The 20,869-nt window shown below is 34.1% G+C and carries 20 protein-coding genes and 1 tRNA gene; 8 read left to right on the top strand and 13 right to left on the bottom strand.

The window, feature by feature from the left end:
• Positions 1-8: 8 nt before the first annotated feature.
• From proC to I5M07_RS06355, 9 genes are all read right to left on the bottom strand, one after another.
• On the bottom strand, positions 9-788 hold the full coding sequence (gene proC / locus I5M07_RS06395; protein ID WP_200105387.1) for a pyrroline-5-carboxylate reductase: 780 nt from the start codon (positions 786-788) through the stop codon (positions 9-11).
• 45 nt (positions 789-833) lie between these two features.
• Positions 834-2,183 carry a magnesium transporter gene (gene mgtE, locus I5M07_RS06390; protein ID WP_200105386.1) on the bottom strand — a complete coding sequence of 450 codons (1,350 nt, stop codon included), beginning with the start codon at positions 2,181-2,183 and terminating at the stop codon, positions 834-836.
• Positions 2,173-2,952 (bottom strand): 16S rRNA (adenine(1518)-N(6)/adenine(1519)-N(6))-dimethyltransferase RsmA, encoded by a 780-nt coding sequence (rsmA, locus tag I5M07_RS06385; RefSeq protein ID WP_200105385.1) that lies wholly within the window; start codon positions 2,950-2,952, stop codon positions 2,173-2,175. The genes mgtE and rsmA overlap by 11 nt, the downstream gene beginning before the upstream one ends.
• A 55-nt stretch (positions 2,953-3,007) precedes the next feature.
• Positions 3,008-3,319: a DUF4286 family protein gene (locus I5M07_RS06380; protein ID WP_200105384.1), complete on the bottom strand. Its 312-nt coding sequence runs from the start codon at positions 3,317-3,319 to the stop codon at positions 3,008-3,010.
• A gap of 49 nt (positions 3,320-3,368) precedes the next feature.
• A complete protein-coding gene (locus tag I5M07_RS06375) occupies positions 3,369-5,147 on the bottom strand; it encodes a tetratricopeptide repeat protein (protein WP_200105383.1) in 1,779 nt (592 codons plus the stop codon).
• Between the two features lie 74 nt (positions 5,148-5,221).
• Positions 5,222-6,493 (bottom strand): serine--tRNA ligase, encoded by a 1,272-nt coding sequence (gene serS, locus I5M07_RS06370; protein ID WP_200105382.1) that lies wholly within the window; start codon positions 6,491-6,493, stop codon positions 5,222-5,224.
• Positions 6,494-6,644: 151 nt separating this feature from the next.
• Positions 6,645-7,184 (bottom strand): DMP19 family protein, encoded by a 540-nt coding sequence (locus I5M07_RS06365; protein ID WP_200105381.1) that lies wholly within the window; start codon positions 7,182-7,184, stop codon positions 6,645-6,647.
• A 122-nt stretch (positions 7,185-7,306) separates the two neighbouring features.
• Entirely contained in the window at positions 7,307-8,878 is a 1,572-nt protein-coding gene (locus I5M07_RS06360; RefSeq protein WP_200105380.1) for a patatin-like phospholipase family protein, read from the bottom strand.
• 138 nt (positions 8,879-9,016) lie between these two features.
• Complete coding sequence (locus I5M07_RS06355) at positions 9,017-9,244, bottom strand: CDGSH iron-sulfur domain-containing protein (RefSeq protein WP_200105379.1); 228 nt, start codon at positions 9,242-9,244, stop codon at positions 9,017-9,019.
• 318 nt (positions 9,245-9,562) lie between these two features.
• On the opposite strand from I5M07_RS06355, the gene I5M07_RS06350 reads away from it, so the two are divergent.
• Positions 9,563-10,063, top strand: coding sequence for a hypothetical protein (locus tag I5M07_RS06350; RefSeq protein ID WP_200105378.1), 501 nt, complete (start codon positions 9,563-9,565; stop codon positions 10,061-10,063).
• Between the two features lie 283 nt (positions 10,064-10,346).
• Here I5M07_RS06350 and I5M07_RS06345 read toward each other — a convergent pair whose 3' ends face one another.
• The 3 genes from I5M07_RS06345 to I5M07_RS06335 form a co-directional block, all read right to left on the bottom strand.
• On the bottom strand, positions 10,347-11,141 hold the full coding sequence (locus I5M07_RS06345) for a hypothetical protein (protein ID WP_200105377.1): 795 nt from the start codon (positions 11,139-11,141) through the stop codon (positions 10,347-10,349).
• A 215-nt stretch (positions 11,142-11,356) separates the two neighbouring features.
• Positions 11,357-11,545 carry a CDGSH iron-sulfur domain-containing protein gene (locus I5M07_RS06340; protein WP_394369043.1) on the bottom strand — a complete coding sequence of 63 codons (189 nt, stop codon included), beginning with the start codon at positions 11,543-11,545 and terminating at the stop codon, positions 11,357-11,359.
• Positions 11,546-12,010: 465 nt separating this feature from the next.
• Positions 12,011-12,199 (bottom strand): hypothetical protein, encoded by a 189-nt coding sequence (locus tag I5M07_RS06335; protein WP_200105376.1) that lies wholly within the window; start codon positions 12,197-12,199, stop codon positions 12,011-12,013.
• A gap of 317 nt (positions 12,200-12,516) precedes the next feature.
• Between I5M07_RS06335 and metG the strand changes: the two genes are divergently transcribed.
• From metG to I5M07_RS06300, 7 genes are all read left to right on the top strand, one after another.
• Positions 12,517-14,580, top strand: a complete 2,064-nt coding sequence (gene metG / locus I5M07_RS06330; RefSeq protein WP_200105375.1) for a methionine--tRNA ligase — start codon at positions 12,517-12,519, stop codon at positions 14,578-14,580.
• Between the two features lie 106 nt (positions 14,581-14,686).
• Entirely contained in the window at positions 14,687-16,159 is a 1,473-nt protein-coding gene (locus tag I5M07_RS06325) for a hypothetical protein (RefSeq protein WP_200105374.1), read from the top strand.
• Between the two features lie 43 nt (positions 16,160-16,202).
• Positions 16,203-17,069 (top strand): DMT family transporter, encoded by an 867-nt coding sequence (locus I5M07_RS06320; RefSeq protein WP_200105373.1) that lies wholly within the window; start codon positions 16,203-16,205, stop codon positions 17,067-17,069.
• A 57-nt stretch (positions 17,070-17,126) separates the two neighbouring features.
• Positions 17,127-17,831: an HAD family hydrolase gene (locus I5M07_RS06315; protein ID WP_200105372.1), complete on the top strand. Its 705-nt coding sequence runs from the start codon at positions 17,127-17,129 to the stop codon at positions 17,829-17,831.
• An 87-nt stretch (positions 17,832-17,918) separates the two neighbouring features.
• Positions 17,919-19,406, top strand: coding sequence for a hypothetical protein (locus I5M07_RS06310; RefSeq protein ID WP_200105371.1), 1,488 nt, complete (start codon positions 17,919-17,921; stop codon positions 19,404-19,406).
• Between the two features lie 98 nt (positions 19,407-19,504).
• The gene (locus tag I5M07_RS06305; RefSeq protein WP_233621975.1) at positions 19,505-20,104 is read left to right on the top strand and encodes a hypothetical protein; all 600 of its coding nucleotides are present in this window, start codon (positions 19,505-19,507) and stop codon (positions 20,102-20,104) included.
• 183 nt (positions 20,105-20,287) lie between these two features.
• A complete protein-coding gene (locus I5M07_RS06300; protein ID WP_200105370.1) occupies positions 20,288-20,485 on the top strand; it encodes a hypothetical protein in 198 nt (65 codons plus the stop codon).
• Positions 20,486-20,584: 99 nt separating this feature from the next.
• On the opposite strand, the gene I5M07_RS06295 is transcribed toward I5M07_RS06300, so the two are convergent.
• Positions 20,585-20,664, bottom strand: a tRNA-Leu gene (locus tag I5M07_RS06295).
• Positions 20,665-20,869: the final 205 nt, after the last annotated feature.

Genomic DNA, 20,869 nt, shown 5'->3' with positions numbered 1-20,869 from the left:
TTTGGATTTTAATTTCCTTTAATTTGATTTAACGATGTTTTGATTCCTTTGATTAACGAAGAACTAAACCCGTTGTGTTCCATTTCGTTTAATCCTACGATGGTACAACCTTGAGGCGTTGTTACGCGGTCAATCAATTGTTCGGGATGTACTTTTTCTTCTAATAACATTTGTGCAGCTCCTTTTACGGTTTGTGCAGCAATAGCTAATGCGGTTTGCGAATCAAAACCGATTTCGATTCCGGCTTGCATAGAGGCACGAACATAACGTAAAGCATAAGCCGTTCCGCAGGCGCCTAAAACGGTTGCAGCATCCATTAATTTTTCGTCAATAACAGGGGCGGTTCCTAAATTCTGAAATAAATCAACCAACGGTAAAGCAGCTTCTTTGTATTTTTCTGGATACGAAATACAGGTGGCCGATTCGCCAAATTGTGCCGCAATATTTGGCATGATACGAACTACTGGCAAAGTATTGTTTGTTTTGGTTTGCAACATTTCTAACGACAACCCACTCACAGCCGAGGCAATTGTTTTGTTCTGAATGACGGGTAAAATTTCGGCTAAAACGGTGTCTACCTGATAGGGTTTGATGGTTAAAATAACCACATCGGCCTCTTGAATTTGATGTTTATTATCGGATGAAACCGTAATTCCTAATTCTTTTAAATGCAAAATACTGGCGGTATTTCGGCGTGTTACGGTTACTTGGTTGTTTTTTGAAAATTTGGCAATTCCAACGGCAATAGAAACACCTAAGTTTCCTCCGCCTATAATGTGTACTTTCATTGTTGTTTTTTATTATATGTTTTGGTTAGTTAATTTTTAAAGGGATTAAAAGCCGAGAATTAATTTGGCGACCCAAAAATACAGCATAATGCCAAAAACATCGTTGCTGGTAGTAATAAACGGACCTGTAGCAATAGCGGGGTCTATTTTGTTTTTGTGTAAAAATAAAGGCACTAATGTCCCCAACGTGGCGGCAAATAAAATAACCACAATCATCGAGATTGAAATGGCAAATCCCACTAAATATTGTTGGTACATAAGGGAATGATACACCAATAACAATAGCGAAATTATAGTTCCCGAAACCATAGAAACGGTTATTTCTTTACTAAAATAATTGCTGCTAAATTCTTTTAAAGTTCCGTTAGCCAAACCTTGTACCACTATTGCGGAGGCCTGTACGCCAATATTTCCGGCTGTGGCCGAAAGCAAAGGCACAAAAATGATAAGGGTAGTGTATTTTTCAAAAGCACGTTCGTTGTCTTTAAGTACAAACGAAGCAATAATTTCAATAACAAACCCAATTAAAAGCCAAGGTAAGCGCGCTCTAATTAATTCTACAATGCTATCGTTGGTTTCAATATCTTGTGTAATACCCGCCGCCATTTGGTAATCTTTATCGGCTTCCTCCTTGATTACATCTACGATATCGTCAATGGTAATACGGCCAACCAAGCGACCTAATTCGTCTACTACCGGTATAGCCTCCAAATCGTATTTTTGCATGATACGCGCTACTTCTACATCGTCGGTATCTACATTTACAAAGTTTAATTTCCGGATGTAAATGTCCGAAATTTGCGTTTTAGTTGAGGTTGTAAGTAAATCTTTTAACGAAAGTCTGCCTTTTAATCGGTTTTCATCATCTACCACATAGATAGAATGTACTCGCGAAACGTTTTCGGCCTGAATACGCATTTCTTTTACACAAGTTAGCACATTCCAGTTTTCATTGACTTTTACAAGCTCTTTCCCCATTAATCCTCCGGCCGAATTCTCGTCGTAACGCAACAAGTCAACAATGTCTTTGGCGTGTTCTACGTCCATCAACTCGTTGATAACTTCCGCTTTTATTTCTTGCGATAATTCGGCAATAATATCGGCAGCGTCATTGGTATCTAATTCATCCAGCTCTTCGGCGATTTCTTTAGGCGAAAGGCGACTTAAAATATTTTCACGTAAATCGTCTTCTAATTCTAATAAAATTTCGGCGGTTTGATCGCTATCTAAAACCTTAAAAATATAAGTGGCATCTTCAAAATCTAATTCATCCAGAATTTCGGCGATATCAGCATGGTGCATATCGTTCATTAAAACGGCCAATTCTTTGTCGTTTTTTTCGGCGATATGTTTTTCTAATTCGGCAATTAATTCTTTACTAACTTTAAATTCCATCGGCTTCTATTTTTTGAGTTAGTGCAATAAATTCTTCCACGCTCAATTGTTCTGGGCGTTTGTCAAAGATAGTATCTTCTCTCAAATTGTCGGATAGTTGCAATGTTTTCAAACTGTTACGTAATGTTTTTCGGCGTTGCTGAAAGGCTGTTTTTACTACTGTAAAAAATAATTTTTCGCTGCAAGGCAAACTAAAATCTTCTTTACGTTTCATAATCATGACACCCGATTTTACTTTTGGAGGTGGATTAAACACATTTTCATCAACCGTAAATAAATATTGCGTATCATAAAAAGCTTGGGCTAAAACCGATAAAATGCCGTAGGTTTTGGAACCTTTTTTCTCGCAAATTCTCTCGGCAACTTCTTTTTGAAACATCCCCGAAAATTCCGGAATTTGGTTTCGCAATTCCAAAGCTCTAAAAACAATTTGACTCGAAATATTATAAGGGAAATTTCCAATTATGGCAAATTGTTCGCCTTTAAAAATTTCGTTTACATCGTATCTTAAAAAATCTTTCGAAATAATTTTATCATGCAATTTGGGATAATTGGCTTCTAAATAGGTTACTGATTCGGTGTCTATTTCAATGACATAGGTCGTAATGGGTTTTTCGAGCAAATATTTGGTGAGCACGCCCATTCCAGGTCCAATTTCTAAGACCGAATTGTAGCCTTGAAGGCTTAATGAGTCGGCAATGTCTTTGGCAATGCTTTCATCTTTTAAGAAATGTTGTCCTAGGTGTTTTTTAGCTTTAACTTTTTCCATTTTGCTGCATTTTTATGAGCCTAGTTTGTAGTCTCAACGATTTCATTTTTAGATATTAATGCTCTGAAACTACTTCCAATTCGGTACGAAAGGAAAGCATTTTGTCGGCAAATAATTGTAAGGCTTCTTGATCCAATTGCGCTTGGTGTTTTTGATAAAATTCTTCTAAAGAAGCTTTACTGTCGGTTACATATTGGGTCGAGTAGGTAATACCGCCCATTTCTTCTTCAACTAAAACTTTTACCATACGCGCCGAGCTGAATATTTTGGTATTCAAAACGGCAGGAATGTGCGTTTTTTGCATCCAGTTTAACCATTGGTCATGCACGCTTTCGTGTATATTGGTTGTTACGTTGTATATAATCATGAGTATATTTTTTATAACGTTTGGATTAAAACGTTAACTTCTTTCTGTTTTATAAATTGCTGTCGCCGCGAAGGGCGCGGTATTTTTTTCGTGCTTCAACAAAGTAAATGCTGTCTTGATGGTTGAAAATGATTTTTTCGTACAAGGGCTTTGCTTTATCGGGATTGTGTAATTTTTCGTTATAAATTTCGGCCGAAAAAAATAAGGCTTCGTCGCTGTAAATGCTTTCTTTGTGTTGGTCAATAATAGTTTGATACTGAGCCAAAGCCAAATCATATTGCTGTAATTTTTCGTAGGTTTGACCCAAACGAAGCAGCGTAACACTTTCAATTTCGTTGCCTTTAAATGCTTTTAAAACCAATTGAAACTGCGCTACAGCTTCGTCTTGGCGGTTTTGATAAACCAAATAATCGCCTTTTGCAAAAGCCTTTAAGGCCACTTGTGTTGAGTCGGCAATGGTGTTGTCGTTTATCAATAAAAAATATTCTAGCGCATCGTTGGCAATAAGTTGTGTGCTGGCCGATTTTAAAGTCTTAAATTGTTTTAAAGCCCAAACAAAATCGGTTTTAAAATAGCTTGTTTTAGCGGCTTTTAAACTGGCTTCGTGCGCCAAAACATCATTTTTTAAATCAAGTTCTATTTGCGAATAATACAATAAAGCTTGATTGAATTTTTCTTCAAAGAGCAAAATATCAGCCAATTCCATTTTAGCATCGGCAATTTGATAATTGTTCAGCGGTAATTCGAGGGCGTTTTGCACCATTTTTCTCGCTTCTTCCGGTTTCTTTAAATTAAAAGCCGTAAAATGCGCTTGAATAAGCTGCAAAGATAAGGTATTCGGGTTAATTTCGAATTGTTGCAATAAGGCTTCCAATTCGGTTTTGAGTTGTGGATAATCCTTCTCCGTAGCTTGCTCAATTTTAATGGTCATCAAATCGGCATTGGCCGGAATGAGAATATCTGGATTGGTTGTGTTTTCGGTTACAAAAGTCAAAATTTCTTGTGCGGCCGTTTCATCGTCTTCGTCTAAAGCAAATTGAGCTAAATTGAGAATACTCGCCAACGATTCTGGATTGCGTTTGTAAATGGCTTTTTCTTGTACAAATGCTTTTCCAAATTCTTTTTGTTGCACATAAAACCAACTCAAATAGTGGTTCCAAAAAATATCTTGGTTTTTTTGCGTGCGAAGAATTAAGGCTTTACGCAAGGCATCGCTAAAACCACTTTCCAATGCTTCGCTCATATAGCGTGACAATTGCATTTGAATCAAATTGCTGTTTTCTTGGTTTTGAAAAGATTCGTCGAGCAACGTATCAATCATCAAATCGGTTTTGCCTAATTGCCCGTAGAGCAATCCAATTTGAAAATTAAAATTGTATTGTGGTTGTGCTTTTGTAGCGGTTTGATAGGCTTTTAAAGCATATTCGAGCAGTACTTTTTTTTCGAAAGAATTGGCAATGCCGTAAACTTCATTTGGGTTTTGTGCAATTTTTTCGATAGCCTGATTGTAATATTGATTGGCTTTGGAATCGTTTTTTTGCAATTGGTAATTGTAACCCAATTCGACTAAATAAGCACCTTGTTTGTATTTGTTAAAACGGGACTCAATTGTTTTTTCAGCCAAATCGTATTGTTGTAATTGCTGGTAACAATCAATAGTGCGAAGAAAATATTGGGTGTTAGAAGGCGAGGCTTTTAACAGTTCTTCGTAGCTAATTTTAGCTTTTTCAAAGTCGCCTCTTTCGTAGTAATATTGGGCGAGTTGTTCGTTTTGAGCGAGTGCCAAAGTAGACCACAACAAAACGATATAGATCAAAAGATTTTTCATATTCGGTTTTTAAATGTTGTAGTCTCAGTTTGCAGTCTCGGCATTGGAAACCGAGACTATAAACCGAACACTGATTAATCTATAATGTCAAACCCACAATAAGGACGTAATACTTCTGGAATTACAATACCTTCGGGTGTTTGGTAATTTTCTAAAATTCCGGCTAAAACGCGTGGCAATGCCAAAGAGCTTCCGTTTAAAGTGTGTGCCAATTGGTTTTTGCCTTCTTTGTCTTTGAAACGCAATTTTAAACGATTGGCTTGAAAAGTTTCAAAATTAGAAACCGAACTAATTTCTAACCAACGGTCTTGTGCCGTTGAAAATACTTCAAAATCATAAGTCAAAGCCGAGGTAAATCCCATATCGCCGCCACACAAACGTAAAATTCGGTACGGTAATTTCAATTCTTGTAAAATATGTTGCACGTGTTCTACCATTCCGTCTAATGCTTTGTATGAATTATCAGGGTGTTCAATGCGTACAATTTCAACTTTATCAAATTGGTGCAAACGATTTAGACCACGAACGTGAGCACCATAAGAACCCGCTTCGCGACGGAAACAAGGCGTGTATGCTGTGTGTAAAACTGGCAAATCGTTTTCGTTTAAAATGACATCTCGGTACAAATTGGTTACCGGAACTTCTGCTGTCGGAATCAAATACAAATCATCTACGGTAACGTGGTACATTTGCCCTTCTTTGTCGGGTAATTGACCAGTTCCGTATCCCGATGCTTCGTTTACCAAATGCGGCACTTGCACTTCGTTGTAACCTGCGGCGGTGTTTTTATCTAAAAAATAATTAATTAAAGCACGTTGCAATCGAGCTCCTTTACCTTTGTAAACTGGAAAACCGGCACCAGTAATTTTGGTTCCCAATTCAAAATCAATAATGTCATATTTTTTTACCAATTCCCAGTGCGGTAAAGCACCTTCGTGTAAGGTTGGAATTTCACCTTGTTGGTAAACGTTCAGGTTGTCTTCGGCCGTTTTTCCTTCTGGAACAATATCCGCAGGAAGGTTGGGCAATGTATACATTTTTTGAGTTAGTGCAAAAGCCAATGCTTCGGCTTTGTCTGATAAATCTTTGCTTTTTTCTTTTAAGGCAACCGTTTTTTCTTTTAAAATAGCTGCTTTGGCTTTTTCGCCCGCTTTCATCAATTCGCCAATGTCTTTGGATAATTTATTAGATTCGGACAAAACAGTATCTAATTCTACTTGAGTAGCACGGCGTTTTTCATCCAATAAAACTACTTCTTCAACAACACTTTTGGCATCAAAATTTCTTTTTGCCAAGGCCTTGATTACTTTTTCCTGGTTTTCTCTAATAAATGTAATTTGTAACATAGTTGAATTTTTTAACTATTAAATTTCGTATAAGCGAAGCAAATTTAAGGAAATGTTCGAGACTTAAAGGTAAAGTTTCATGCTATTGCACCCTTTTTTACTACTTTAGGTCCTAATTTACTTTTGAAGCAATTAATTTAAAAGAAGAAAATTACATGCGTTTGATTTCGTGTCCGACTATTTCTTCTAAAGTGGTAAAAATAGTTTCTATCGGAAGGGCTTGTAAATCAGGGTGTGATTTTAAAAAGGCAGCATTGAGTTCCGTTAGATTTTCTTCTATTTTAGCAAAAGAATTTTCGTTGATTGCATCTCGAATGGCATTTACGCCTTCTAATTTTCCTTTAAAAAACTTATCACGTTTTACAGTACTCATCAAACTTACTTTTTTGACTTGCTGCTGAAAAAACACCAAATGATCGTTGGCACCAATTAGCTGTAAGCCCTCTTCAAGCAACAAATTCAATTCGGCATCCCAACCCGAATGATAAACAAATTGAGCAAATTCGCCTTGTGTGCATTGTGCCACGTAATAATCTAGGTAATAACTTAACAAAGCATCGTCGTGAATAAGTTCGTCGTCAAGTCCTTCTTCTCGCATCAAATTGATAATCGAGATATTAGAATGGATGATGTCTTGTGGATTAGGACTATTAAAGGCATTTTCAGATACAATAATGGGTAAGTTTTCCATGGTATTTACTTTTAAAAGAAATGCAAATTTCGGATAAATATTTGAGGGATAGAAATGTGTTTTATTTTTGAAAATTCAATGAAATAAGATTTTTAAAAGGTAAATTATTTGTAATCAGTAATTTAATGTTCTTCGAGGAATTCGAGTAATTTTTTTGATTTTATAAAAGTGGCAAATCTACCTGCCAAAAGGAGCATTTGTTCTTCTTCGTCAGTGATTTTTAGTTTGGTTTGAATTTGTGAAGCGTATTCGTATAAGAGTAAAATTTGGGTTGAAGAAAGAGCTGGAAATTTATTATTTTCTAAACTAGCAAGCATAACTTGATTGTTGCGGTTTGTTCTAAAACTTTTTAAGCCAAAATCGTTGATTAATCTTAATTTAAAACTTTCATAAAGCTTTTGCCAATTACTCTCTGTGTTAGGGGTGTTTCTTAATTGCGTTACAAATTGATTGTACTCTTCGTTTTTATTTAAACTATTCAAATAATCCCGAATGGTTCCAAAGCCTATAGTGGTGTAATTTGAAGTCGGAATTCCCGATTTTTCGAGTTCTAATTCTACATCCTTATCAAATGTGATGTATTTGGTTAATACGGTGTAAAGCGTTGCGGTTTCTAGTAAATTAAATAAATTGATTTTTTGGTCGGCTATAAAAGCGCTTTTTTTTCCTTCTCCCAAACAATCTATAAATATGGCTCTTTTATTATGGTTGTTAACCTGCAAATCGCATGAAAGAAGTTCAATTAAAGTTTTGTAACCCATGTTTTCAGCAGCGCCTCCATCAATAAGACAAAGTATTTTTTCTTGATCTTTAATTCCAAATTTTACTTTTGGCAGCACTCCTGGGAATGCCGAACTAGCTGTAATGGCATAGGTGAGGGGAAAAAGATAACCATCGTTATAACCTTCTTCTGTTAACGGAATTGCGGCAACATTGGGAGCTAAAGAAGCGTTGATCCACATTGATTTTAAAATATGAGGCATAAAAGGAAATCTTTCGCCATTGTTGTACGCTGCCGCATTCGCTACTAAGATTGGTAAAGTTTGGTTTTTTGGACTGTTTTTTGGAATAAAAAAATCCGATAAAAGCATTTGCGAATTGAATTTTGAGCTGTTTTCGGGATTGGTAATGTCGTATTGCAGAACCTCTAAATCCAAACGTTGGGTCATTGAAATTTTTTCTCCCTTTTCATTTTTTTTATTGTTTAACAGAGAAAAAGCATTAGCGGTTTTGTTTACCTCAGATTTGTAAATATTGGATTGAGAGAAGTAAAAATCATAAAAAGAAGATTCATCTGGTAAAAGTTTGTTTTTAAGAAGCGTTAAATAATAACCTGCCGAAAAACAACCCCCAGATACGGTTGAAAAATAATCAATTTCGGTTAGTACATTGTGTTTGGTTTTTTGAGATTTTAGGTTTTCTAATTCTAAAAGAACGCCTAAACTAAAAAATTCTGCTCGTGATCCGCCGCCAGAAATGCCAATTCCTAAAGCAATTTTTGGGTTTTGTATGTTTGTATTTCTGGTTTGAACAGATTTGTATTCCGTTAACGCAACAGGAGGAATTGCTTGATAATGAATCTCGGAGAAAAGCTCAATTTTATCGCCTGAAAAAATATTGATTTTACTTTGAGCTCTAAGAGTACTGCATAGTAAGTTTAGAAAAATTAGCGTAAAAATTCCTTTTTTTATCATGTCTTCAAAGCATTATAACGTATAATTCTAATTTAAATATAAAAGTAGTTATTTTGGGAATGAAACGGTTAAATGTTTGAATATTAACTAAAATAAGCCGCATTTATCATGCAGCTTATTGTACTTTTTAATCTTTAATTATTTGGTTTTCATCGGAGGTAAATCGAAAGCTTTGGCTTCGTGTTTGAAGTTGGCTCGATGTGTTCCATCGCAAAAAGGTTTGTTGGCCGATTGTCCACAACGGCAAAGTCCTAAAGCCGTGCGTCCTTCTAAACCATAAATTTTTCCGTCTTGATCCATAATTTCAAAATCGCCATCAATGCGTATCGATCCGTTGTCGTTAATGATAAGTTTGGTTTTGCTCATGTCGCTACTTTTTATTTTTTTAAAAGCAAAGTTTGCAAAAATTATTCTGAAGATACTATATCGTACTTTAGTTTAAATTGGTTCTATTTTATTAGTCAATACCGATAAAATCTTCTTTTATCTAATTAATATTGAATTCCAGTCTTAATGATTTCTAATTCATAATGTGGTTATTAGGACGACGTAAACATAAGAAGACGAAATTTATTCGGTATAAAAAACACTTATTTTTTTTAAAGTGTTTTCTTATAGAAGTTTGTTTTTTTAGTAAATTAGTTTAGTTTTTGAAAGAAGTTCAATTTAAAATCAGCAAGTTATATGAGAAAATTATTAATTGCGAGTTTCTTGCTATTGTCCGCTATAACATGGGGTCAAGAAATAGAAGAAGAGGAAGTGGATGCCAGCAACCCGCTTTCTAAAGGTTGGAATATATATCAAATTTTCCGTATAAAACCGAACTTGTTGGATATGCAAAACATTGTAAATTTTACTACCGATAAATGGTTTTATAGAGGTGCAATTGATTATAATAAAGCACATCCTGGCGACTTGAATTATGGATCTACTTCTTTTTTAGTTGCCAAACTTTTTAAATTATCTCCAAACAATCAATCTTGGAAATCTCAATTAGGAGTGGGGGTTGTTATCTCCGATTCTAAATTAAATGGATTTAGCGGTGGTGTAAATTTAGTAGGGATTCAATCTAATAAAAAATGGAAATTCGTTGAGCTATTTACGTATCAAGTAAACAATACTATTGAAGCGCAATATGGAATTTATTATAAATTCACAAAAGATGGCCTTTGGGAAGTTCGATAGCATCCCCGAATGTTGTTTAATTTAGATACTGGAAAAAATGAAATACCGGCAGGAGTAGGTTTGGGACGAACCATAAGAGCTAAGAATTTTATTGTTTACCTTTATTGTGAGCCTGAATATGATTTTTATGCAGAAGATTATTTAATTTATACTGGGGTTAAAGTTATTTTGTAAATTTTTAATATAAGATTTTAATATAGAAAATGGATTTTAGATTTTATATTATAAAAGAGCCGTTAAAAAAATATTTAACGGCTTTGTCTTTCTATAGTATTAGGGGATTTTAACGTTTAAAAATGGGTGATCTTTTGGCTAAATAACCCAATGTAATTTTATAGGCATCTTCGGTTTGCCAAAAAGAGTTATGATCTTGCGTATAAATATTTTCTCCTTGGTCGGTATATACGTTCATGGTTATGGTGGTAGAATAGTTTTGCGTAGCATAATTGTAAGTACTGGAGTTAGCTGTTGTTTTGTTTTTAGAATTTTCTTTTACATCTACTGATCCGTAAGAAGAGTTGGTGACCGATGTTTTTACTATAGATACCAAACCGTTTACAATATAGGCTACTCCTAAAATATTGGCTATTTCATCAATAGTATGCGCTTGTAAATTGCTTTCGTTTATGCCGGCTTTTGCCAATAAAGCATTGGTTGTCATCGGGTCTTGAAATTGAATTTGAACCGCATTTTGCTTGAAATATTTATAAGTTTCGAGCTGAATTTTTTGTGTCATTAAAGTATTAGAAGTTTCTTGATCTTTAATATATCCAAAAGGCAAAATTGCCGCCTTGTTTTGATGGTTTTCAGTATTTAAAGCCGTAGTGCTAGGTGCGGTATTAAAATTCTGAACACGACCCGATGCAAAAGTAATTTTGATAATATCCGAAAATTTAACAGGATATTCAACGGTTTCGTTTTTGTAAACAAAAATCAAATCGTCTTGATTCATTTTCATTACTTTTCCTTGCATTTCTTCTCCATTTTTCTTCAAGATCACATCGTTTTGAGCAAATGCAATGGCCGAAAAAAGCAACATTAGAAATAAAAAAAGTGTTTTGGAGGTTTTAGCTAACATAACGATTGTTTTTACTGAGTTGATAACAATCAAAATTAACTCAAAAATTTCAGACTTACAGTGTTGGTTTGCTGTTTTTTATGAAAAAAAAGTAAGAATTGTATGTTTTTTTATTGGTTACAGAAATCCTTTTTGATAGGTTTAAAAAGAGTTTCCTGTTTTTTGCAGCTAAAAAGGAACAAATAAGAACTCAAAACCTAACATTCAAGCTTTGGCTACGTGTTTGAAGTTAGCTCGATGTGTTCCATCTCCAAAAGGTTTTTGACCGAATGTCCACAACGGCAAAGTCCTAAAGCCGTGCGTCCTTCTAAACCATAAATTTTTCCTTCATGATCCATAATTTCAAAATCGCCATCAATGCGTATCGATCCTCTGTCGTTAATGATAAGTTTGGTTTTGCTCATGTCGCTACTTTTTATTTTAAAAGCAAAATTTGTAAAATAATTTGGTGTGGTTTGCATGCTAAAAACAGTTTAAAACAAATCTTTTTAAGATAATTTGAAACCTATTTCTCTTTTTTCGAGATAATAAAATGAAATTCCACTCAAGAAATACAGTCCAACATCAATCCAATCGGCAGTATATCTCGAATTGACTTTTGGCAAATAATATTCAAAGAAAAGGGAATAGTAGCAAGCTAGAATTAAAATAATATAAAGGGGAAGCCGAAAGATTTTGTCATTTTTAATCAAACGAATTAAAAAGGTAATAAAGCCTAACACTAACGGTAAACACAGAAAATCAGTAATATAATTGCTGATTAATAAAGGTAATGAGAAATGAGATTTTTGCAAACCATAAATAGTTAAAGCTATTAACAACGCCATAAAATACAGTATTTTTCTCCACATAATTTTGATCCATTATTCTTATCCGGCAGCTGCAGCAATTATTGCCGCAATAAGACCACCCAAAATGACGGCAAAGAAATACCATATTGCATAAGAAACTTTAAAAAAACCTCTAATTAATATATTTGAATGTTCTTCGCCACGCTTTAAAAATGCGCCCAATTTACTTGGTTTTTCTGCGCTTTGTTTTTCAATTCGTGTCTTCATTGTTTTTTCACGAGCTAGCTTTCGCTTCAAAACTACATTCAAAATTGTCCCACAATTACTACAGTAATCATTGTTGATGTTTTCTGTTGCACAATTTGGGCATTTTATGTACGTCTTGCTCATGTCTTATTTTTAATTGTTAATTTAAGAAAAAGGGATGGATATTTTCTTTTTAGAATTTAATTAATTCAATAAAAATCGCTTTTTTTTTGCCTTTTATTTCATTTTACATTCGGCTTATAGTACTAATTGTCATTCAAAAAAACCATAAAACTGTCAATTGTATTGCTTATTTTTGCAGCCAATAAATTTGAATTATGTTACAAAATCCAGAACGATATACCATTACAGCGGCATTGCCTTATACTAACGGCCCTATTCACATTGGCCATTTGGCGGGAGTTTATGTGCCTGCTGATATTTATTCGCGCTATTTGCGTTTGCAAGGAAGAGATGTTTTGTTTGTGTGCGGAAGTGATGAACACGGCGTTGCTATTTCGATGAAAGCTAAAAAAGAAGGGATTACGCCTCAGGAAGTTATCGATAAATACGACGGCATTATTCGCAAATCGTTTTCGAATTTTGGAATTGCATTCGATAATTATTCGCGTACTTCCTTGCCAATTCATCATAAAACGGCATCAGAATTCTTTAAAAAGCTATATGATAATGGCGATTTTATCGAAGAAGTTACCGAGCAATTGTACGATGCTAAAGCCAATCAATTTTTGGCCGATCGTTTTGTAACAGGAACTTGTCCTAAATGTGGCAACGAAGAAGCATACGGTGATCAATGCGAAAAATGTGGATCGACTTTAAACGCGACCGATTTGATTAACCCTAAGTCGACCATTACCGGAGAAACTCCTGTTTTAAAAGCAACCAAACATTGGTTTTTGCCTTTGGATCGATACGATGCTTTTTTGAGAGAATGGATTTTGGAAGGTCATAAAAACGATTGGAAACCAAATGTGTATGGACAAGTAAAATCCTGGATTGATGGTGGTTTAGAACCTCGTGCCGTAACTCGCGATTTAGATTGGGGAATTGATGTTCCGGTAGAAGGAGCCGAAGGCAAAAAACTATACGTTTGGTTTGATGCGCCAATTGGATACATTTCCTCAACCAAAGAATGGGCAGAACGCGAAGGAAAAGATTGGGAACCGTATTGGAAAAATGAAAAAACCAAGTTGGTTCACTTTATCGGAAAAGACAATATTGTATTTCACTGCGTGATTTTCCCCGCAATGTTGAAGGCAGAAGGCAGTTACATTTTACCAGATAACGTGCCGGCAAATGAGTTCTTAAATTTAGAAGGAAATAAATTATCGACTTCTAAAAACTGGGCGGTTTGGTTGCACGAATATTTAGAAGAATTCCCTAACCAACAAGATGTTTTGCGCTATGCTTTGACATCGAATGCGCCCGAAACAAAAGACAACGATTTTACTTGGAAAGATTTTCAAGCCAGAAATAACAATGAATTGGTGGCTATTTTCGGAAATTTCATTAATCGAGTGGTGGTGTTAACCAATAAATATTATAACGGAATGGTGCCCGCTCCCAACGAGTTTTCGGAAGTAGACGAACAAACTTTGGCCGAATTACAAGCTTATCCAGAAGTGATTTCGAGTTCAATTGAGAGATACCGTTTTAGAGAAGCATTAGGCGAAATGATGAACGCAGCCCGTTTAGGAAACAAATATTTAGCCGATGAAGAGCCTTGGAAAGTAATAAAAGACAATCCTGAGCGTGTGCAATCCCAAATGTATGTAGCCTTGCAGATTGCTGCAGCATTGAGTTCGCTTTGTGAGCCTTTCTTGCCTTTTACTGCGTCTAAATTAAAACGCATTTTAAATGTTGATACGCTAAATATTGATTGGAAAGTCATTACGGAATCGGCTGATTTATTGCCAGCAGGTCATCAAATCGGGCAAGCCGAATTATTATTTAGTAAAATTGAAGACGAAGAAATTCAGAAACAAATCGATAAATTAGAAGCCACTAAAACGGCTAATTTGGCCGAAAACAAAAAAGCCGAACCTCAAAAAGAGCTCATTCAGTTTGACGATTTTGCTAAAATGGATTTGCGAGTAGGAACTATCCTCGAAGCCGAAAAAATGCCAAAAGCCAACAAATTGTTGGTTTTAAAAGTAGATACCGGAATCGACGTTCGTACCATTGTTTCAGGAATTGCCGAAAGCTTTAAACCCGAAGATATAATTGGTAAAAAAGTTACCGTTTTGGTAAACTTAGCACCAAGAGCACTTCGAGGAGTAGAAAGTCAAGGTATGATTTTAATGACCAACAATGCCGAAGGTAAATTGGTTTTTGTAAATCCAGATGCTGATGGTGTTAGTAATGGCGAAACAATAAATTAAAAATTATAAAAATTAACTCAAAAGTCAGAATTTACAGTATTGTAGATTCTGACTTTTTGTTTATTATTGATTCATCAATTATTAACCCCTTAATACTTAACCTAAAATGATAAAAACATTATGCTCCTTGCTCGTTTTCTCAACGAGTATTTCAGCATTGGCACAAGAAATTGTTAACGAAACTCCAGTGAAATTGGATAAAAATCGTTCGGTATTTCAAATTGTAAACAATAGTAAAAAAGAAACAACCCTTTTTGTCAGTGATGATAAAAAAGTAAATGCAATTTTGTTAAATAATCAAATTCAAATTACCGATAGTTTGTCAACAGCGAGGCCCGATTCCAAAAAATTTCCTTCGATGGTTGGTTACAATTGTAGTACTGATAATGCTCAAATTTTTTGGTCGTCTAAAGATTATTCCGAAATCAAAACACAATTATTTGATTTTGCAAACAAAAAAATTGATGTTAAATCATTGACACTTTCTTTTAAAGACGAAACTATTCTTGAAAAAATTAGTACAGCAGATGCCTTTTTTATTGTAACCATTCAAAAAAACTCAAGCATTTTAAAAATTCATAATATTGATAATTTAGGGAATTACAGTTCTAATATTGTGGATGCAAGTAGTTTTAGATTTTTTGATAGTAATTATAAGCAAGCTACTTTGTACAATGTTTTTAAACAAAGTTTTCTTCCATCAGAAGCACCTTTTTCGCTAGAATTTATAAATGCTGAAACACCAACTTCATTAGATATTAGCTCAAAAAAAAGAAAATGTTATATTGATAACGGTCAGCTTTTTATAACGCTGGACACCAATAAAAATCTTACTCAGCTTTTAACGATTAATCTTAATACGTACACGTTAACAGAAAAAACTATAAAAAAACCATTTATAGTTGTTGATAATAATGCAACTAATTTATCAACGGATTCTAACTCTTTTTTATTTAATCAAAAATTATATCAGATGAAAAGCAGTGCAACTGAATTTGTTTTTGAAATTAAAGATTTAGATGGAAATTCTTTGAAAGAATACAGAGTGAACGAAAATGATGTTATAGATTTTAAAAATTCAGAAATTTCTCAAGAAGGGAGTGGGATAAGTGGAAATTCTAAAAAAACGTTAGAAAAAACTTCTCAATTTATACGAAAATTAAATAATTTGAATCCTGGAATTTCCTGCTATTTACAAGGAGAAAATACCTTAGTTACTTTAGGAAGTATTTCTGAGGTTAAAGGGATGAGTACTGCACAAGCAATTGGAGGTCAATTTGGTTTGATAGGTGCCTTAGCAGCTTCAATGATAGATTACTATAACCCAACCATGGCTAGTTTTAATGCGTATGCCAACCGAAAAGTAGTGAAGGTAGATTGTTTGTTTGATCAGCAAAATAATCATGTAAAGAGTGATTTAAAACCCTTGGCTTTTGATAAAATCAGAACTTTTTTTGAGGACAATGATGATGTGAAAAAAGTATCAATGGAAACCCTTTTTAAGATGAATGATTTTTATTATTTAGGTTATTATCTGGACAAAGAAAAAAAATATGTTATCAGGAAATTTGCTGATTAAAATATGCTTTTCTAAACGTATTTTTGTGTTTTAAAATAAACAAATGAAAAACACCAAACCGAGATTAGCGCTTGCAGCAGGTATTATTTGTATATCCATTTTTCCTATTTTGGTACGCTTGCAGTTATCGCCGGCGCTAATTTCGGCTTTTTACAGAATGTTTTTTTCGGCAGCAGTTTTGGTTCCCTTTGTATTAATCACCGGGAAATTTAAAAAACCTGCTGTAAAAAACATTTTTTTATCTCTTCTGTGTGGACTTATTTTTGCCTCAGATGTTGCAGTTTGGAATATTGCTATTCAAGAATCCTCGGCAACACAAGCTACTTTATTAACCAATTTATCACCAGTTTGGGTGGGAATTGGTTCATTTTTGTTTTTACCCCAAAAACCCAAACGCAATTTTTGGATTGGAACTGTAGTAGCTTTAATTGGAATGGTGCTGTTTGTGGGAGTTGATTTTTTTGCTGAACTTCGTTTTAATCGGGCTTTCTTTTTTGCCATTTTATCAGGGGTTCTCTATGCTTTTTATATGTTAATCAGTAAAACAATTCTGAGAAACACCGCTGTTTTGTCTTTCATGACTTTGAGTTTAATCGCTTCGTCTTTGTTTTTAGGGGTTGTTTGTTTTATTTTAAATGAGCCTTTTACCGGATTTTCACAAATAGGCTGGATTAGTTTGGCAGTACAAGCTTTAGTTTGTCAACTTTCGGCATGGTTGCTCATTAGTTTTGCTACACAAAACATGCGGGCCACTCGTGTTTCGCTTAGTTTATTAGGGCAGGCAGTTTTAACCACAATCATAGCCTGGGTTTTCTTAAATGAACAAATTACAATTGAAATGATTGTAGGAGGACTGGTTTTGTTATTAGGAATCCGAATTACTTTTATAGAAAAACCTATTTCGCTCTAGGTTTGGTTGAATTAGTTAAGAATTCTGTATCTTTAAAATTGAACTAAAACATTATCTATGCTACCGCAACTCTCTCAATTAAAAGTAATCGCTTTTGATGCCGATGATACCTTATTTGTAAATGAACCGTATTTTCAGGAAACAGAACATAAATTCTGTGCTTTAATGGAAGATTATTTGTCGCACCAAAGTATTTCGCAAGAATTGTTTAAAATTGAAATTGGAAATTTACCGCTATATGGCTACGGAATTAAAGGCTACATTTTATCTATGATTGAAGCCGCTATGAAAATTTCCAATAATACCATCCCAATTGAAGTGGTTGAAAAAATTGTAGAATACGGCAAGGATTTACTCGAAAAACCCATAGAATTATTAGATGGTGTCGAAGATACATTAGAAAAACTCTACGGAAAATACAAATTGGTCGTGGCTACAAAAGGCGATTTATTGGACCAACGAAGAAAATTACACAATTCGGGTTTGGGAAAATATTTCCACCACATCGAAGTAATGTCGGATAAACAAGTAAAGGATTATAGCGATTTGTTGAAACGTTTGGAAATTGAACCACACGAATTTTTAATGATTGGAAACTCGTTAAAATCGGATGTATTGCCGGTTCTAGAGGTGGGAGGCTCGGCTATTCATATTCCGTTTCACACCACTTGGGAACACGAAAAAATTCATCATAAAGTGGTGCATCCTCATTTTACGACTATCGAACAAATTTCGGAAGTGCTGGGTTTTTTCGCTTTCTAGCCAAATCGACATTCCGAAAAGCAATTCGAAAAGAATCTTTAAAAAAAAGTATTTTTTTTGGAATAATTTTTGGTGCAATGTAAGAATATGGCCAAAACAATACATTTGTTTCTTCTGTTTTGCACTTCGATCGTATGCGGTCAAACGACGTTGAGTACGTATGCTATCGATTTAAAAACTTCTAAAAATGAGGTGCAAATCATTAATGCGGTTAATTCACGAACTCAAGAACTATTTGTTTTTATTGCTGAGCCCACAAAAGTGACCCTTTTAAAATACAATAAAGCCTTGTTTTTAAAAGACCAATTTACCTCTTCAAGATTGCGGTATTCGTCAGAAAATTCATTATTGGGTTATAGTTTTAACGAAGACGGAAATCCGACTTTATTTTGGAAATTAAATAATACCAATATTATCTTGATTTCTAATTATTCTTTTGAAAATAAAACCTGCCAAAATAAAATTTTCAAAGTGCCTTTAAACGAGCAAAATTGGCTGGTTACGTTTCAAAATAACGATTTGTTTCATCTGCTAACGAAACACAAAAGTGAATCTAATTTTATTTTATATGTTTTTAAAAACGGAATTTGTGAAGCCAAAAAAATTGATTTTTCGTCTTATGCGTTTCAAGAAAACAATTCGATACCCGTTTCTCTAAATTACATTTTGAAAAAATACCCCATTCAAAAAATGGATACCGAATCGCCAAATTCCTTGTTTGACACTTCCTTGAAAAGCAAGTTGTATGCGTTGAAAGACCATTTGATATTGACTTTTGATCATCATTTGCAGTACACTCTTTTTTTTGACATCAACTTAATTTCGAATACGGTTGCCGACAAAAAAATAAAACATTCTGATTTGTTGGACACGAAAAGATTGTCGAATTCCTTTTTTTCGGGGGATAAGTTATTTCAGTATTGTGCTAATTCCGATGCGTTTTCTTTTAGCATCACCGATTCGCGTTCGGATCAACTTCTAAAACAAATTAAAATAGCTAAAACCGACTCCGTGTTTTTTAAAAATTCACCTTTCTTTTATCAAAAAAACGATGGTAAACCAAGAAAAATAAAGAATACGAAAAAATTCCTGCAAGAACTACTTGTGCAGGATATTGGACTTTCGGTTTATCAAAATAGAGACGAAAACTATGTTACTTTTGGAGGTACTTCGGTTACGGAAAGTTTTATTAGTACGATGGCAACTCCCGATTTAATGCAGGATAATACATTTGATTTTTATAACAATGGTTATTTTGTGACCAATTCAGAAATGGTTTATTTTGAAAGTTTGTTAGACGATAAATTAGAATTCGTTACCCAAGAACGATTGTATCCGTTGGCTTTTGAAAACCTGATGCTGTTTTTAAATGAACACAAAGAAATTGAACTCGAAAATATCTTTAGATATGAAGATTATTACGTTTTGGGGTATTATGATGGCTTTTCTAAACAATTTGTAATGCGCAAATTTACCGATGGCTTTTATTTTGAAGAAAAAAATCCAGTCATTACAAGATCCTATTTTTCTCAGCCTGTTCGATTTAAAAGCATTAAACCCAATCGAAATCCGTAATGTTTTTTGACGACAGTTTTCGGGTATTTATAAGGCGTTTTCCTTGTCAAATTTGTAACTTTAGCTTCTTTATCATTAAAGATTAAAATAATATTGAAATGAAACTGCAACCCATGATGCCGATTAGAGTTTATCCAAATGAAGAGTTTAGGGAAATAACGCTTGAAGACAAATTAAAATTTCGATACGCAATTTCCAACAAAGGAAGGTTAATTAGTTTTGTAAACGACATAAAAATTGGTAGAGAATTAAAAGGTGCCAAAACCGACGGCTACAAAGTATTTAAGTATAAAATCTTTAAAAACGGAAAAATAACGAACAAACATTTGTTTTTCTCTAAACTTATTGCTGAATATTTTATACCAAAAACCTCAGAAGACCAAACGTATGTGTTGCATTTAGATAGAAAACGCGATAATGACGATTATAGAAATCTTAAATGGGCAACTCGGGAAGAAATGCTAGCGTTTTGGAATAAAAGCCCAAAGGTTATGAATGCAAGAAAAAAATTAGTAGAACACAATTTGAATTCCGATGGAAGGAAATTAACAGTGACCAAAGTGATGCTCATCAAAAAGCTTTTAGCCAAACCGGAGCAAAAAACCAGATTAAAAATGATTGCAAAACAATTTGGGGTAAGTGAAATGCAAATAAGAAGAATAAAAAGTGGCGAAAATTGGAGCCAAATAAAAATTTAAAACCTAGTACCGCTATCGATTTTAAAGAATTTGGTTTTCAAAATGAGAATATGCCACAATCTTTTTATTTTAGATATGATGCTAAATAATATACTGAAATAAAAAGTTAAATTTTATTTAGAATGTATAAAAATAATATTTTTTAATATCTTTGTCACGCAATCATTTCTAAACGAGAGAGCTTTGGGTAAGAAAGAAAAAGATAAAGAGAAGAAAGACAAGAAAAAAGAAAAAAAGAAAGCCAAAAAAGCGGCACTTCTTGTCGATTTGAAAAAAGCAGACAAATGCAAAGCAACTTGCTGTGAGAAATTCAAAAAAAGCGAGAAAAAACGTTGTTCGCGTTGCCCAATGTTTGATTTGATTTCAAAAAAAGTAGCCTAAGAATATACATTATAAACACAGCCTTCCTTGAAAAAGTGAAGGCTTTTTTTATGGAACGACTGAAAATAAAAAAACCTCTTCGGTTAAGAAGAGGTTTTGTACCCGGAGCCGGAGTCGAACCGGCACGGTTTCCCACAGGTGTTTGAGACCAGCGCGTCTACCAATTCCGCCATCCGGGCTTAGCAGACCGAGATAACAACAGTTATCCCAACGCAATAAAGAAAATTTAGGTGTTAGACCAAATATCTTTTCTTTAACACGGTGCAAATGTAAAAAATAATTTTAAACCACACACAAAAAATTAAGTATTTTTTCCTTTCAGACTCCAATAAATTTTATAAATTTGCACCTCGTTAAAACAACACACACTAAGTTACTACTAAA

The organism is Flavobacterium agrisoli, assembly GCF_016522065.1.
Lineage (GTDB): Bacteria > Bacteroidota > Bacteroidia > Flavobacteriales > Flavobacteriaceae > Flavobacterium > Flavobacterium agrisoli.
Note: the sequence above shows the minus strand (reverse complement) of the source record. Positions and strands in the feature narration are given on the sequence as shown.